Source organism: Spirosoma arcticum (genome assembly GCF_054779955.1).
Genome location: NZ_BAAGXG010000013.1, coordinates 18,397 through 33,123, shown reverse-complemented (window position 1 = coordinate 33,123; position 14,727 = coordinate 18,397). Strand labels below are relative to the sequence as shown.

At 54.8% G+C, this 14,727-nt stretch carries 12 protein-coding genes; 5 read left to right on the top strand and 7 right to left on the bottom strand.

The window, feature by feature from the left end; translation table 11 throughout:
• Positions 1-71: 71 nt before the first annotated feature.
• Both ACYVHB_RS24490 and ACYVHB_RS24485 read left to right on the top strand, forming a co-directional pair.
• On the top strand, positions 72-1,418 hold the full coding sequence (locus ACYVHB_RS24490; protein ID WP_461054448.1) for a glycosyltransferase family 1 protein: 1,347 nt from the start codon (positions 72-74) through the stop codon (positions 1,416-1,418).
• Positions 1,419-1,446: 28 nt separating this feature from the next.
• Complete coding sequence (locus ACYVHB_RS24485; protein ID WP_461054447.1) at positions 1,447-1,689, top strand: hypothetical protein; 243 nt, start codon at positions 1,447-1,449, stop codon at positions 1,687-1,689.
• Between the two features lie 62 nt (positions 1,690-1,751).
• Here the strand turns inward: ACYVHB_RS24485 and ACYVHB_RS24480 are convergent, their stop codons facing one another.
• The 3 genes from ACYVHB_RS24480 to ACYVHB_RS24470 all read right to left on the bottom strand — a co-directional run bounded on the left by ACYVHB_RS24480 (position 1,752) and on the right by ACYVHB_RS24470 (position 5,665).
• A complete protein-coding gene (locus tag ACYVHB_RS24480) occupies positions 1,752-2,219 on the bottom strand; it encodes a ferritin-like domain-containing protein (RefSeq protein ID WP_461054446.1) in 468 nt (155 codons plus the stop codon).
• Between the two features lie 72 nt (positions 2,220-2,291).
• Positions 2,292-3,623, bottom strand: a complete 1,332-nt coding sequence (locus ACYVHB_RS24475; protein ID WP_461054445.1) for a family 1 glycosylhydrolase — start codon at positions 3,621-3,623, stop codon at positions 2,292-2,294.
• 218 nt (positions 3,624-3,841) lie between these two features.
• Positions 3,842-5,665 carry a hypothetical protein gene (locus ACYVHB_RS24470; protein WP_461054444.1) on the bottom strand — a complete coding sequence of 608 codons (1,824 nt, stop codon included), beginning with the start codon at positions 5,663-5,665 and terminating at the stop codon, positions 3,842-3,844.
• A gap of 578 nt (positions 5,666-6,243) precedes the next feature.
• Here ACYVHB_RS24470 and ACYVHB_RS24465 point away from each other — a divergent pair.
• Positions 6,244-8,592, top strand: coding sequence for a DEAD/DEAH box helicase (locus ACYVHB_RS24465; protein ID WP_461054443.1), 2,349 nt, complete (start codon positions 6,244-6,246; stop codon positions 8,590-8,592).
• A 127-nt stretch (positions 8,593-8,719) separates the two neighbouring features.
• Here the strand turns inward: ACYVHB_RS24465 and ACYVHB_RS24460 are convergent, their stop codons facing one another.
• The 3 genes from ACYVHB_RS24460 to apaG form a co-directional block, all read right to left on the bottom strand.
• Complete coding sequence (locus tag ACYVHB_RS24460) at positions 8,720-10,084, bottom strand: monooxygenase (RefSeq protein WP_461054442.1); 1,365 nt, start codon at positions 10,082-10,084, stop codon at positions 8,720-8,722.
• Between the two features lie 106 nt (positions 10,085-10,190).
• Positions 10,191-10,970: an O-methyltransferase gene (locus ACYVHB_RS24455; protein ID WP_461054441.1), complete on the bottom strand. Its 780-nt coding sequence runs from the start codon at positions 10,968-10,970 to the stop codon at positions 10,191-10,193.
• A 111-nt stretch (positions 10,971-11,081) separates the two neighbouring features.
• A complete protein-coding gene (gene apaG, locus ACYVHB_RS24450; RefSeq protein ID WP_461054440.1) occupies positions 11,082-11,468 on the bottom strand; it encodes a Co2+/Mg2+ efflux protein ApaG in 387 nt (128 codons plus the stop codon).
• Positions 11,469-11,612: 144 nt separating this feature from the next.
• On the opposite strand from apaG, the gene ung reads away from it, so the two are divergent.
• Positions 11,613-12,278 carry a uracil-DNA glycosylase gene (ung, locus tag ACYVHB_RS24445; RefSeq protein WP_461054439.1) on the top strand — a complete coding sequence of 222 codons (666 nt, stop codon included), beginning with the start codon at positions 11,613-11,615 and terminating at the stop codon, positions 12,276-12,278.
• 102 nt (positions 12,279-12,380) lie between these two features.
• Here the strand turns inward: ung and ACYVHB_RS24440 are convergent, their stop codons facing one another.
• On the bottom strand, positions 12,381-13,838 hold the full coding sequence (locus ACYVHB_RS24440) for a circularly permuted type 2 ATP-grasp protein (RefSeq protein ID WP_461054549.1): 1,458 nt from the start codon (positions 13,836-13,838) through the stop codon (positions 12,381-12,383).
• A gap of 234 nt (positions 13,839-14,072) precedes the next feature.
• On the opposite strand from ACYVHB_RS24440, the gene ACYVHB_RS24435 reads away from it, so the two are divergent.
• Entirely contained in the window at positions 14,073-14,699 is a 627-nt protein-coding gene (locus tag ACYVHB_RS24435; protein WP_461054438.1) for an outer membrane beta-barrel protein, read from the top strand.
• Positions 14,700-14,727 lie beyond the last annotated feature (28 nt).

The window sequence follows — 14,727 nt, the reverse complement described above, 5'->3', positions numbered from 1 at the left end:
TATAACATAAGGCTCTACTCAACGGAACGCAATTGCGCACGAATAAGCAGCTTGCAAGAACGCTACCATCTATGAACGACTCGAACCAACTACTTACCTCATTATCAGTAAAAGAAACATCACGTGTAAATTTACCCAGTACGTTAACCATACCAGCCGGAACAACGGGCGAGTCGTCGCAAGCATTCAGTATGGGCGAACCCGTCGATTTGATTTGTTTTTCGCACCTGCGCTGGAACTTCGTGTACCAGCGACCACAACATCTGTTGAGCCGGGCCGCCCGGCGCTGGCGCGTATGGTATGTAGAGGAACCCATCTGGACCGACGCGCCCGGCCTGTCGATCCGTTCAGTGACCAACCAGCTTTCGGTGGTCGTTCCTCACCTGCCCCACGGTCTCCGGCCAGACGAGGTCGTGGGGCAGCAGCGAGCCATGATCGACCAACTCTTAGCCGAACAGCACATTCGGGACTATGCGCTCTGGTACTACACCCCCATGGCCCTGCCCTTCAGCGATCACCTGCGGCCCCGGCTAACGGTTTACGACTGCATGGATGAGTTGTCGGCCTTCATGGGTGCTCCGCAACCCCTGATCGAACAGGAGCAACGGCTCATGAACCGGGCCGACGTGGTGTTCACCGGCGGCTACAGCCTGTACGAAGCCAAGCAGAAACGCCACGCTCACGTATTTGCTTTTCCAAGCTGCATTGATTACAAGCACTTCTCCCAGGCCCGGTCGGACCAACCGGTATCGCACTGGCCGGTATCGCACCGGCGCACCGACCGGAGCGGAGCGGACGGCGGGGCACAGTCGACAAACCAAAGCGGAGCAACTGACGCGGTACAGCCCGGCTTGCCCGACCCGGCCGATCAACAGCCTATTGCGGGGCCGCGCATTGGGTACAGCGGTGTTATTGACGAGCGGTTAGATCTGGCGCTGATTGCCGACGTAGCCGCCCGCCGACCCGACTGGCAGTTTGTTTTCCTGGGACCGGTCGTGAAGATCAACCCGAATGAACTGCCCCAGGGACCAAACCTGCATTACCTCGGTATGAAGTCCTATGAGGAACTGCCCGCTTACTTCAGCAACTGGCAGGCTGCGTGGATGCCCTTCGCCATTAACGAAGCCACGCGCTACATCAGCCCCACCAAAACGCCGGAGTACTTAGCGGCTGGCTTGCCGGTGGTGTCAACCCCCGTCCGCGACGTCGTGCGCACCTACGGCGGCTGGGAACGGGTGGTCATTGCCGACTCAGCGTCGGCGTTTCAGTGCGGTCTTTCGCTGGTGCTGCGCAACGCCTTCGGCAGCGACCAGCCGCAACTGGATCGGTTTCTGCTTGAGCAATCGTGGGAAAACACCTGGCAGCAGATGCAGCGCATTCTGAACGGTCAGTTAAAGGCCGTGGCAAGTGAGCAATAGAAAGGTTGGCATTTAAAACCACACACGGATGTCGCTTGCTGAATTTCGTGAACTGCCTTTTGGCCCACAAATGTGCTTGCTGGCCCAGGACGGCATTCCGCTGTTGTCGCGTTCTCCGGGCGGGGAGCAGGGCGTATTATTCAGCTTCGGCACCTACTTTATTGAAACAGGCTGGGACCAGGCCGGTCGTCTCCAGTTTGTGCGGTCGTTTGCGCATACCAGTGGTCTGGACCCGTATCTGGCCCAACTCGACTGGCACGAGCTGGCGTGAACCGCGGGGGTCAGTGGGTAGGCCGGGCAGCCAATTCAAATCGGTTGCCCGGCCTACCCCGATCAGGCCTGAGCCGCTTTCTGGTTAATGCCACCCGTTGCAATCTTGGTGAGCTTCTCGTCGGTCGCTTTTTCCTCGTCTAAGGTTTGCTCCAACAGGTCGGCCACCTGCGTTTGCCCTGCCTGCTGAGCCAGCGTCCGGGCCGGGCCGTAGGCCGCAATTTCGTAGTGCTCCATTTTCTGAGCCGCCCCAATGATTGCTGCGTCGGCAAGCTGACCCGGTTCCAGTTGAGCAAGCAAATCCTGTGCTTCCTCAATCAGCCCCTGCATGGCCATGCAGGTTTCGCCGTCGGGTTCGATTCCCAGTTGCTGGGAAATCTGTTCTAAGCGCCGTACCTGCACTTCAGTTTCGCGCTGGTGTACCTGAAACGCCTGGCGGAGTTCGTCGCTCTGCACCTGTTGCAGCAGTTGCGGCATAGCTTCCAGCGCCTGCTGTTCGGCGGAGTACAGCTCCTGGATCGTGTGCTCCATGAATTCGTCCGCTCCGGCGGCCCAGCATTGTTTTCATTGTGTGCGGGTTTTAACGTTGTGTATGCAGTTCATTTAAACAGGTAATGCTTCGTAGATTTTGGCGCTGGTTTGCCACCAGCCCAGGCCGGGCGGCACCAGCGTTGCCACCGGTCGCCCAGCCGCAAGCTGCCGGACCATGCTGGCCAGTTCGGTTGGTTCGGGCCGACCGCTCCGCACGTCGAATGCGCCGGGTTCGTGGCGGTCTTCCCGGCGGGTGAGCAGGCAATGCCAGTCGTAGAGACCCAGCAGCGCCCAAACCGTAACGGCCCGCACGTCGGCACCGGCCAGCCTTGCCGCTTCGGCCTGCTGCCAGACTTCGCCCAGCCACCGTTTTTGCTCATCGACACAATCACCGAGGTGCGCTTCGGTAATGGTCAGCGGGATGCCGTAGCGTTCCCAGGCTTGCTGTAGCAGAGCACCCACGCCGAGCCGCTGTTCGGGAGCCGCCCGCACCACTTCGGTGTCTACGTAGCGATGTGTACCATTGGTACTGGTCATCCAGGCTCCGTACGCACTTAAGTCGGCATCTAAGTAGCGCTCACTGGTGACGTAATGGTTTACACCAATCAGGGAAGGTGGACACCGATTTTCGACGTGATACCACAACTCACGCTCGGTTGCTCCCGCCCGGCGCAGGTAATTCCACAACGCATGGCCGGGCGTTACCAGGCCACGAAGCAGGTCCCAGGTAAGCCAGCGCCGGGCGTTTTCGAAATCAGCCTGGTACTGAAGCGGAGGTGTCGCATGAACATATCCCAAATCATCGGTTTGCACCAGTTGAGCGTCGGGCTGTACAGCCCGGATCTCAGCCATTGCCTGGACCGTAGCCCGCACCTGCCGCAGGAGGAGCCGCACAAACACCTGGTCTGACCGGCCATGCGGATACCAGAGTCCATACAAACCAGCGAAGCGGGCCGTCGTGAGCGGCTCGTTAACGGGTGTGTAGGCCTGAATCCACGGGTAGCGTTCGGCCACGCGCCGGGCGTAGCGGGGTAGTTCCTGCTCAAAGGCCGGCGTATCGAAGGTGGCGTAGCGGGGGCCGCAGCCGTGGTGCACCAGACCGACTACGGGCCGGATTCCCAGCGTTTGCAGCCTGCCCAGCCTCTCATCGGACCAGCGCCAATCCAGCGCGTCGGGGTGATTGGGGGCGGTGCGCTCCCACAACACAGGATAGCGTAGCGTTTTAAGGCCTAATTCGGCAAAGCAGTCCAGGTCGGCGGGGCGGTCGTGGTGACCAGTTCGCAGAACCTGATCCTGATACACGTCGCCCACCCGATTGACGGTACACTCAATCCCTCCCCAAAGGGCCAGATCTGCCACCCTGGGGGGCATCAGCACCATTGATTCTCCAGTTCTATTACTCATCCGCTCCTGTTCCACCCGACCGCTTTCGAGCCGTGCTCATGACTCTGTGCCGCGCCCCAGGTGCCCGCAGGAAACACGTTGGCCCCTGACGCGATTTGTCGAATTACTCCACTTAGTACAAGCAGCATAACTCCGGCTGAGCAGGTCAAACCCCGAATTAGAAGGGTCCAAGTGAGGCAACGGCACCGCATAAAGGCATACCTCCACTCACGAACGGGCTAACCCGATTGCTGACCTGCTAATTTTAACTGGTGGACGGTGCTATACAAGCGTCGCTGCCCGTGACAGCGCGTCATGAGAGTGATTTTGTACAAACCGGGCCGTAGCATAAGACTGCTTCGCTCAATGGTGCACCAGTAACCAGGCTGGAATATGCCGAGCAGGCTGCGATTGGGCTGAGCGGGGAAAACGTACGTTTGCTGCTCATTATGGAGAATAAAATAAGCGCCGTCATTTGGCTCGGCGCTGGGCAGTAACACCGCCACCGGAGGGTGTTTCAGTTCCAGCCGGGCCGTCAGATTCGTCGTATCGAACGACACAGAAACAGTTGGGCTGGAATTATGCAACTCGTTGCACAGCGTTGAAACCGACTCCGTACCGTGCCCGTTAAGCTGGTACATCCCTTTGTCGACGGCCAGTTGCATTATCGAATCGATATTCCCGTAGAAAGACCCATATACCGGCCACGTGCCGTTAACCTGCATACTATACAAGCCGCTCAGGGCGGTATTTCGATTAGTCTGAATCTGGTTTATGTGCTGAACGTAGCTATTCACGCAAATTAGTATGCTCACCACCAGCAAAACGCGGTGAAGCCTCTTTCGGGTTGCTTCCCGACGAGCGCTGATCAACAGCACGCTGTAGACCAGAATGAGCAGCAACGGAGCATACACTTTATATCGGATGGCAAAACTTTGCGCCAGCGATACCTCCAGCCGGCCAATGGCGACGATACTGGCCGACAGCAGAATGAAGGTGATGCTGGCCGCTAAAAATAGGCTTGCCTCCCGGTGGTAAATAAAGGGTCGGGCGGTGCGTTTAGCAAACCGGAGCAGCCAGCGAACCTGGGGCGGGTTGTTTACCAGCCAGTCGTTGAGGCACCACCGCAGCACGAACAAACCGCTTCCCAACACCAACAGCAGGCCCATAACAAACGGTAGCATCAGTCGCAGGCCGAACGCGGCAGACTGATACCACGGGGCATCTCCAGTGGCAGACCTCATCAGGACGTTGGGCAGCAAGTCGAAGTAACTTCCGCAAAAAAAGATGATGAAGGCGGCAAACTGAGGCAAATGCGTCAGCAGGAAATAAGGGCTGTAATTCGGCGTAACGGAGTGCAGATTCCAGAAATAACCAGCCAGCGCTATGCCTCCGATCACAAGTCCACCGAGCGCATACGTCCACTGACGGCGAATCACCAGCGTCAGCAGGGCCGTTGCCAGCACAAACATACCGTTGCCACTGGTGTAGATGGCAACAATAGCGACCAGCAGGGCAGCTCCCAGACGCCATCCCCGCCCGTCGGCCACCCACCAGAACGTTAGCAATGCCCAAAGCAGAATGGTCAGGTTCTGCAGCGCCATCATCGCCGTGAAGGTATTGTGATGGTAGTGCATCTGAAACAGAATAAACGGGACGGGCAAAAAATACCGCTCCAGTTTCCAGCGCTTAAACCAGGCTCCCAGAATGATGATGACGCCAATCAGGCTTAGATTACCAATTAGCCCCATCCAGACAAAATTGATGCTCCCCGTCAGGCGGTGAACAGCAACGGCAATCAATCGGACGTAGGCAATCCGGTGTTCACCATAGCTTGAAGTTAACCACTGAAGCAAGTTGTCTGCTTCGTCAAACAAGGCAGCGGAACGAACAACCGTTTGGAAATCATCAAACTGGGGGGCGTTGATACCGAAGTAAAAAAAGCAAAAGAAGTAAAGTGCAACGGGCAGGCAGGAAAGCAGCCAGGGCCAATAAGGGCGTGCCTGATCCAATAGCACACTTTCCTGAATGATCTGTTTGCGAGAAACGGCTTGTAGAAGCATGTCATGGGCGGTTGAGGAGGTTACTGATACGAAGCACTCCTACGGTTTATAGGACATCCGGTTAATAGGTGAGTGAGCGGGGCAACTAACTGTGGTGGGTTGGATCGTATGGGATTCTATGGGGTATTGTGCAGTACCAAAGCAAAAAGCTGACCACGTTTAGCAGATTGGCCAACGCACCCTTTTCCCGACAGGCTGCTTCTACAATTAATACAATAATTAATGCCCTACACTTGCTATTTTCGATTATTAGCCTTACTTTTGCACCAGATTTACAAGCGACATCCGTCGCATCTCTGTCTCTCTCCTTTTTTACACGCTGAGTTAGGTCTGACAGAGTCCAGTACGGATGTACAAGATGGGTTTTCTGTGTGGACGTCCCGCCGTGAGCGGGACCTTGCGCGTGGGCTAACAGTCATTCAAATACGTTGTCTTCTCCCTCTTGGATAGGTTAGGGAGGTTGGGCCTTGGTGGGTCGTTTTGGGCAATCATTCGTTGGGCAATTCCTGCATTATCGCGCCGTTCACAGGCACATACTCGTCTTCGCTTGGACAGTTCATTAATCAATTTTCCAAGTAATGAAAACGAAAAAAAACAAAGACGATGCGCAGGATAATGTCCTGACGCTCGACCAGATTGAACAGGTAGCCATCAACATGGCCGCCAGTGCGGGCGCTCCAACCAAGGCCGCCGAACAGGAAGTTGCCGATTTGGAACCTGCCGAAGCCGAGTCTAAACCGGCTAAAGTCACCAAGAAAAAAACAGCAAAAGCAGCCACAACGGATGTTGCCGCAATGGAGGTTGCCACAACAGAGCAGTCCGCCGATGCGGTTGCCCCAACGGATGTTGCCGCCGAGCCAACGGCTACCGTGGCTGCCCCAGCCGACACGAATGCTATTACTCCCAGTGATACGGCCATTGAGGCCGTTGTTGATGAAGTGATTGTTGTGGAAGATGCCCCCCTCGCTCATTCGGAAAAACCCGCACCGGTAGCAACCGCACAACCTGCCGCCGACGCCACGGCCAAAACCACCGATCCGAACCAGGTTTTATTTTCCGATCTCGACATTTCCGACGAACTGTTGCAGGCCGTAACGGACATGGGCTTTGTTAGCCCTTCGCCCATTCAGGCCGAAGCGATTCCGCCCATTCTGGCCGGTCGGGACGTGATTGGACAGGCGCAGACGGGCACCGGCAAAACGGCCGCGTTTGGTATTCCTGCCCTCGACCTGATCGACGTGCAGGACCGCAGCGTTCAGGTGCTGGTGCTGTGCCCCACCCGCGAATTAGCCGTACAGGTATCGGAAGAAATCAAGAAGCTCGCCAAATACAAGCGGGGGATTCGCGTCGAAGCCATCTACGGTGGGGATTCTATTGAACGGCAGATCCGGTCGCTTAAAACGGGAGTTCATATCGTGATCGGCACGCCCGGTCGCGTCATGGACCACATGGAGCGCAACACGCTTAAACTCGGCAACGTGAAGATGATGATTCTTGACGAAGCCGATGAAATGCTGGACATGGGCTTCCGCGAGGATATCGAGAATATTCTGACAGAGATGCCCGAAGAGCGGCAGACGATTCTGTTCTCGGCCACGATGTCGAAGCCGATTCTGCAAATTACCCAGAAGTTTCAGAATGATCCGGTGCTGGTGAAAGTCGTTAAGAAAGAACTAACGGCTGTTAACATTGAGCAGGTCTATTTTGAGGTGAAGCCGAAAGCGAAAGTGGAAGTGATGTGCCGCCTGATCGACATGTACGACCTCAAGCTGCTGCTTGTCTTCTGCAATACCAAGCGTAAAGTAGACGAGATCGTTGAAGACCTCCAGAACCGGGGCTACCAGGCCGAGGGCCTGCACGGTGACCTGCGCCAGTCACAGCGCAGCACCGTCATGGGCAAGTTCCGCTCCGGTACGACCAGTATTCTGGTGGCTACGGACGTGGCCGCCCGGGGTATTGACGTGGATGATGTCGACGCTGTTATCAACTTCGACATTCCGCTCGACGAAGAGTATTACGTACACCGTATCGGCCGGACGGGCCGCGCCGGCAAGTCGGGCCGGGCGTTCTCGATGGTTGGCCGCGATGAGAAATACCGCTTCCGCGAAATTCAGACCTACACGAAAGTTCGGGTTGAGAAAGGCGTGATTCCTTCTTTTGAAGACATTGTTGGTGTTCGCAAAGCCCGGTTTATCGAGCAGTTACAGCAAACGATTCAGGAAAGCAAAGACCTCAACCTCTATGACGACCTGCTGACTCAACTGCACCATACGGGCTTCTCGACCGAGCAGATCGTGGCCGCACTGGTGAAACGCAGCATGGGCTTGGAGAAAAACGAGTTTGCCGACCAGAACTTAGGGTTGGAAGACGACCGTGACCGTCGCCCGGCATCGGGTGGACGCGACCGCTACGACCGCAATGAGCGCGGACCCGGCCGTTACGAGGATCGCCGGGGTGGTGGTCGTGATGGTGATCGCCCGGCTTACGGGGATCGGGGCAGTTCCCGCTTTGGGGATCGCCCCGCCTACGGTGACCGGGACCGCCCGGCTTACGGCCGTAGCGACGGAGCAGACCGGGGTAACTCGCGCTTTGGGGACCGAGATCGTCCAGCCTATGGGGATCGGGGTGGGCGCCCGGAGCGTCCGGCTTTTGGAGACCGTGACGAGAAACGTGCGCCACGCGAAAGCGACGCGAACATGACCCGCCTGATGGTTAATATTGGCCGTAAGGATTACGTCCGGCCGGGCGACATCGTCGGTGCCATTGCGGGTGAAGCCAACATTCCGGGCAACACCATTGGCAGCATCGACATTTTTGATAAGCACACCTACGTCGACGTGCCGAAGGACGTTGCCAACCGCGTTGTAGACGTGATGGAAGGTAACACCATCAAAGGCCGCCGGGTGAGCATCGAAATTGCGCGGTAAGAGGATAGTCGGTAAGTATAGAAGTCAATAAGTCAAAGAGTCGGTAAATCATAAGTGGATGACGTGAGCGTATTGCTTTCGCGTCATCCACTTATGATTTACCGACTCTTTGGCTTATTGACTGTTTTTACTCCTCATAATAATACCCAAAAATAATACCCATCTCGTCTTCGCTGGTCAGGCCGAAGCGGACGGCTTTGTTGGTCGGGTTGTTATACGTTATTTCGGAGGTTAGCCCCTCACCCTTCTGAAAACTGAGTGGGGTTTTAAACGTGATGATTTCCGGGTGCTCCCAGTCGGTGGAGGTGTAAACGACCTCGCCATTGCGGGGGCCGCCGTTGATCTTTATCACAAACTTCTCGCCCAATTTGTGCATGTGCGAGGTTAACGTCAGCACCTTACGCGGCCTGTCGAACGTAAATGACTTCGTGATGGTCACGCGGTTGTTAGCGGGAATTGGTAGGTTCGAGTTGCCCAAGTCGAGCGCCTGAACCACGCGCTGCACGGTCGATTTGTCAACCGTGTACAAATTGATCTGCGCTTCGCCTTTCATCACGGCGTCGGTTTTGTTGACGTAGTGCGAGTTTAAATCAAGTGAACTTCCCGCCGGAATCAGTAGCGCTACCCCTTCCGGGAAAGTGTACTCCTGCTGTTGCTGCTGTGAGCCAGCCAGAAAAACGTGGTTCGACATGGACAGCACCGTCAGCAGGTTCACGGAATTGTCCGGGTTGCGAATGTCACGAATGTCGTTCAGATTGGGCAGCAGCGATTTATTTCGGAAGTCGTAGGCGATGAAGTGATGGCTGCCGCTGCGCATTTTTATGGCGTAGCGGTTGACATAGATGTCCTGCGCGTTGCCAACCATCCTGCGCGTGAACAGTTCCCGCTCAAAATTGGGCTGAATGTCGAACGGCGCAATGCTGAGTTGAACACCCGTTCCGGTCGACGGCACCGGCAGGGGTTCATAGGTTGCGATACTCACCGTTTTGTCGTCCAGCAGTTTGGCGTCAGCAACGCTGCCCGTTTCGGGTGCTCCGGCTTCGATCCAGCGCCGGACGAACTCGATCTGCCCATTGGATAAGGGTTGCCCGCCCAGCGGCATTGGATTGCCATACTGTTTGCCGCTGTGGTGACTGGCCGCTACGTTTAATTTATGATACAGCAGGCTCTCCAGCGACGCAAACGCTTTTACCCGCTTCAGTCCGTCAGCCTTAGCCGCGCTGTTTTTCGGGTCAACACCCACCATGTTTTTATAGGCAACGCCCGCAGCCAGCACCAATCCGTGCTGTGCGAACGACGGGTCGCGCTCCGACGCATGGCAACCCGATGTGGCGCAGGACGGCGTCAGAATTTTTTGCTGCATCAGACCGAACGAAGATAGTGCATCGGGTTCGCTCACATCGGTGCCGGACTTCTGACAGGCCGTTAGGTTGGCCAGCAGGAGGGTTATGCAAAAACCAGCAAGGAGACGCGTATAAGTCAAACGTTTCATATGTTTTTTGGAAGGAAATCCTTACGGAAAGGTAACGAAATTTTGGCCATTTGCGCGTAGCGTCAAATCCGTCGGTCCGCCGATACGGTTCCATTTCGCTCAACCGTCAGAACCGCAGCATAAAATCCTGTTTGGGCTGCTCGTGTCGAAAAAATACCAGCCCAACCCAAAACAAGTCTACCGTGACGCTGACGGCCGGGTGGTTTTTAATATACGCCCAGGCCTGTTCCATCTCGCCTGACCAATGGATGTCATCGAAAACGAAAATCGTATCGTTATTGATTTTAGTCAGGCAGGTCTCAAAATACCGGACGGTCGGTTCGTAGCGGTGATTGGCATCGAAAAAAGCGAAGTCGACAGCCGCAAGTCCGGCGATCTGCGGAGCCAGCGTTTGGTCGATGTTGTCGACCACGACCGTCACGTTCTGAAGGTCCAGTTGCTCAAAATTCCGGCGGGCCACGGCGGCCGTCTGTGGGCAGCCTTCAAACGTCAGCACCTGTCCTCCGTGGGTGCGGGCTGCTTCGGCTAAGTAGGCCGTTGTGATACCCAGCGACGTGCCTAAGTCAACGATTGTTTTGGCCCGGAAATGACGGACAAGCCGGAACAGCAGCCGACCGAAGCGAGCCGGTTTCTGCGAATGGCGGGCAATGCTGGCGATGGTGCGCTGCTGTGATGCATTTACTTTTGACCCGGCACCAAAGTCGGTGATGGTAATGGTTTCCCGGTTTTGGCGTAATAGGGCTTGCAACGTTCGGATGGGCATAAACGTCGGTTCGCGTCGGTTGTCAGATCGAATAATCCGGGTATAAAGCGAAAACAAGAAAGGCGAATGAAGCGCGTGTTCGTCGCGGGCGCGAGCGAGGTAACGGAGGTAAGCGAGGAGCATAATAAATGGATAATGAATAATGCAAAATGAAGCGCACGGGCGCCCCCGAACGCTACTCGTCATCATTCACCCTGCATACTTCGTTACCCATTATTCATTTTACATTATTCATTAATTTAATCGGTACGGCACAACCATCATAAATTCGGGGATGGTAACGCGGACCTGTTTACCATCGATGATGCGTTCGACGAGGTACGTTCCAGCCATTTTGCCCATACTCGACCGCAGGTTGCAGCCCGACACGTACTCGTGGATTTCGCCCGGTTCCAGCACGGGCTGAAGTCCAACGACACCCTCGCCTTCGACCTCGCGGACGGTACCGTTGGAGTCATAGATGGTCCAGTGGCGCCGGAGCAACTGAATGGTGTAGTCGCTGGCATTCTCGATTGTGATTCGGTAGGTGAACACGTAGTGAGCCTGGAGCGGACTGGAGTAGTCCGACTGGTACTCGGTCTTTACGCTAACCTTCACGCCTTCTGTGACTGACGAAACCATAAATTTAGTGTCGTTTGGCAACCTTAGAACGAAAATTAGGTTGTTAAGTTTTGTAACGCAAGATCCGCTCTCAAAATATTTTTGGGTAGTGGTTTCCGGCGTTTGAGGGCATATACTGCTCACCCAACCTATTCGTTCCCGTTTATGAAAGTTTCCATCGCCGAATCGTGGCAACCCGCCCTGCAACCCGAATTCGACAAACCTTATTTCCGACAATTGGCTGAATTTCTTCGGCAGGAGTACAGTACGCAACGCGTGTATCCGCCGGGCAAATTAATTTTCAATGCGTTTGACCAGTGCCGTTTCGGCGACACGCGCGTCGTGATTTTGGGGCAGGACCCGTACCATGGCGAGGGACAGGCGAACGGGCTTGCGTTTTCGGTAGCCGACGGCATCAGCAAACCACCGTCATTAGTCAACATTTTCAAGGAAATTCAGGATGACCTCGGCAAGCCGGTTCCCAAGTCGGGCAACCTCGAACGGTGGGCGAGTCAGGGCGTTATGCTGCTCAACTCAACGCTTACCGTGCGGGCAGGTCAGGCGGGCTCGCACCAGAGCAAAGGCTGGGAAACGTTCACCGACGAGGTTATTAAGCTCATTTCCGACCAGCAACAAAACGTGGTGTTTATGCTCTGGGGTGCGTATGCTCAGAAGAAGGGAGCCGTTATCGACAGCAAAAAACACCTGATTCTGAAAGCCAAACACCCATCGCCGATGGCCGCGCAGTGGGGTGGCTGGTTTGGCAATAAACACTTCAGTCAGGCTAATGAGTATTTGGTCAGCAAGGGGTTAGTACCGATTGAATGGTAAATGAAGTAGTAAGTCGTGAGTGTATAAGTGGTAAGTGGCTGACGCGTAAGTTCTGCTCACGCGTCAGCCACTTACCACTTATACACTTACGACTTACTATTTTTAGTACAACACCCACGTATCCTTGCCGCCCCCGCCCTGCGAGGAGTTGACGACTAACGATCCTTTGCGTAGGGCTACGCGTGTGAGTCCGCCTGGAATAACGTTAACGCCATCGCCGTAGAGGATGTAGGGGCGCAAATCAACGTGACGACCCTCGGCATGGTCGCCCACGATGCAGGGCACCCGCGAGAGCGAGATGGTTGGCTGAGCGATGTAGTTGCGCGGATTTTCCTGAATCTTTTCGCGAAACAGGTCGTGCTCTTCGGGCGTGGCTTTGGGGCCTATCAGCATTCCGTAGCCACCCGCTTCATTCGCTTCTTTGACCACCAACTGCGCAATATTCTCCAGCACGTATTTGCAGTCTTCCTCCTCCCGGCAGATGTACGTTTTTACATTCGGGATGATGGCTTCTTCGCCGAGATAATACTGGATAATGCGCGGTACGTAGGCGTAAATCACCTTGTCGTCGGCCACGCCGGTGCCGGGGGCATTGGCCAGCGCAACCCGGCCTTTTTTGTACACTTCGAAGATACCTGGTATCCCAATCATGGAGTCGGGATTGAAGGCTTTCGGATCGAGAAACGTATCGTCGATGCGTCGGTAAATCACGTCCACAATCTGAAACCCTTTTGTCGTGCGCATCTTTACGTACCCGCCCGACACCACCAGATCGCGGGCTTCAACCAACTCGACGCCCATCTGCTGCGCTAAGTACGAATGCTCAAAGTAAGCCGAGTTATAAATGCCCGGCGTCAGCACGACGACGGTCGGGTTAGGTCGGTCGGCAATAAACTGGAGCATCTGAAGCAGTCGCATCGGGTAGTCCGATACCGGCCGAACACCCGTCTGGGCCAGCACTTCGGGAAAAGTCTGCTTGGTGAGTTCCCGGTTTTCGAGCATATACGACACCCCCGACGGGCAGCGCAGGTTGTCTTCCAGCACCATAAACTGACCATCATCACCCCGGATGAGGTCGGTTCCGGTGATGTGACACCAGATGCCCTTGGGCGGGTGCAGACCCATGCAAACGGGCAGAAACGACTTGCTCGACTCGATCAGATCGCGCGGCACAACGCCGTCGTTCAGAATCCGCTGCTCGTTATAAACATCGTCGATGAAAAGGTTAATGGCTTTGATACGCTGAATCAGTCCCGCTTCGAGCCGGTCCCACTCCGCCGACTCAATCACGCGCGGGATGATGTCGATGGGCATAATTCGCTCGGTGCCTTCCCCTTCGGAGTAGACGTTGAACGTAATGCCCATGCTCATCAGGGCGCGTTCGGCTGCGTGCTGCCGCCCAATGAAATCATCGCAGGTCAGTTGCTCAACGCGCTGACGGAATGGTGCGTAGCCCGCCCGAACCTGCGAACCAGTGGCGAACATCTCATCGAAAAAATTATCGGTCTGGTAATCGGTGAAGGAGAAATTCGCGGAAGTCTGACCCTGCGACTGAGTCATTCCATTAAGCGTTTGCGACTGAAATTGTAGGGCAGATTTTCGTTTCATGCAACAATATATTGTGAATTATGAGAATAGCCAAACGAAAAATTGCCCAGCAAGCCATTGTACAAATTGAACGATGCAAAAGACAAAACCAGTGATTTATTAAATTTTGTTAATCACCTAATCGCTTCCAACTCCTTAAGCATCATTTGTACTCACTTAACCAATCAATAAACATATCTTACTATCATGAAAAACTCAATATACATCCTGTTGCTGGTAACAGTAAGTCTGTCGATTGCTACGGCACAAACCGAAAGAGGGCGCTGGACGGTTGGTACCCAAGTAGGTGGCTTATCCTACTTCGACCAGGGTAACATCAGTTACAAGTCGTTCTCCGCAAACCTGACTCCATTGGCTGGCTACTTTGTATCAAACGGTCTGCTTATTGGAACAGGACTGCCATTAAATCTATCTATTATCAAATCGGGCAGTTCAACTTTTCGTGATGAAACTACTACTACGGGAATCGGCCTGTCACCGTTCATTCGCTATTACTTTGGCCCATCCGCACTGAAACCATACGTCGGTTTGTCCTATAGCTACGTTCGTAGCGGCAATAAATTTGAGACACCATTTGGTGATGTATCGGGCAAAGGTTATTCCACAAACCTATCACCCACTGTGGGTATCGCGTATTTCATAAATCGGAATATCGCGTTGAACGCTGGATTGAATTATAACATCCAAACCAGTGAGACCAGCTACATACGGTTTGTAGGTTCATCACAACCCGCACCGATGGTCACTACCACAAAATCCGATTACAAATCGCTTTCGCTAACCATCGGCTTTCAACTATTTTTTGGAAAGTGAGCGGTGCTGCCGTGGCTGGGTACCATGA

What these genes read in the sequence shown, in the direction of transcription:
- ACYVHB_RS24490 (WP_461054448.1), top strand. Translation starts at nt 72, where the DNA reads ATGAACGACTCGAACCAACTACTTACCTCATTATCAGTAAAAGAAACA.
- ACYVHB_RS24485 (WP_461054447.1), top strand. Translation starts at nt 1,447, where the DNA reads ATGTCGCTTGCTGAATTTCGTGAACTGCCTTTTGGCCCACAAATGTGC.
- ACYVHB_RS24480 (WP_461054446.1), bottom strand. Translation starts at nt 2,219, where the DNA reads ATGGAGCACACGATCCAGGAGCTGTACTCCGCCGAACAGCAGGCGCTG.
- ACYVHB_RS24475 (WP_461054445.1), bottom strand. Translation starts at nt 3,623, where the DNA reads ATGAGTAATAGAACTGGAGAATCAATGGTGCTGATGCCCCCCAGGGTG.
- ACYVHB_RS24470 (WP_461054444.1), bottom strand. Translation starts at nt 5,665, where the DNA reads ATGCTTCTACAAGCCGTTTCTCGCAAACAGATCATTCAGGAAAGTGTG.
- ACYVHB_RS24465 (WP_461054443.1), top strand. Translation starts at nt 6,244, where the DNA reads ATGAAAACGAAAAAAAACAAAGACGATGCGCAGGATAATGTCCTGACG.
- ACYVHB_RS24460 (WP_461054442.1), bottom strand. Translation starts at nt 10,084, where the DNA reads ATGAAACGTTTGACTTATACGCGTCTCCTTGCTGGTTTTTGCATAACC.
- ACYVHB_RS24455 (WP_461054441.1), bottom strand. Translation starts at nt 10,970, where the DNA reads ATGCTCCTCGCTTACCTCCGTTACCTCGCTCGCGCCCGCGACGAACAC.
- apaG (WP_461054440.1), bottom strand. Translation starts at nt 11,468, where the DNA reads ATGGTTTCGTCAGTCACAGAAGGCGTGAAGGTTAGCGTAAAGACCGAG.
- ung (WP_461054439.1), top strand. Translation starts at nt 11,613, where the DNA reads ATGAAAGTTTCCATCGCCGAATCGTGGCAACCCGCCCTGCAACCCGAA.
- ACYVHB_RS24440 (WP_461054549.1), bottom strand. Translation starts at nt 13,838, where the DNA reads ATGACTCAGTCGCAGGGTCAGACTTCCGCGAATTTCTCCTTCACCGAT.
- ACYVHB_RS24435 (WP_461054438.1), top strand. Translation starts at nt 14,073, where the DNA reads ATGAAAAACTCAATATACATCCTGTTGCTGGTAACAGTAAGTCTGTCG.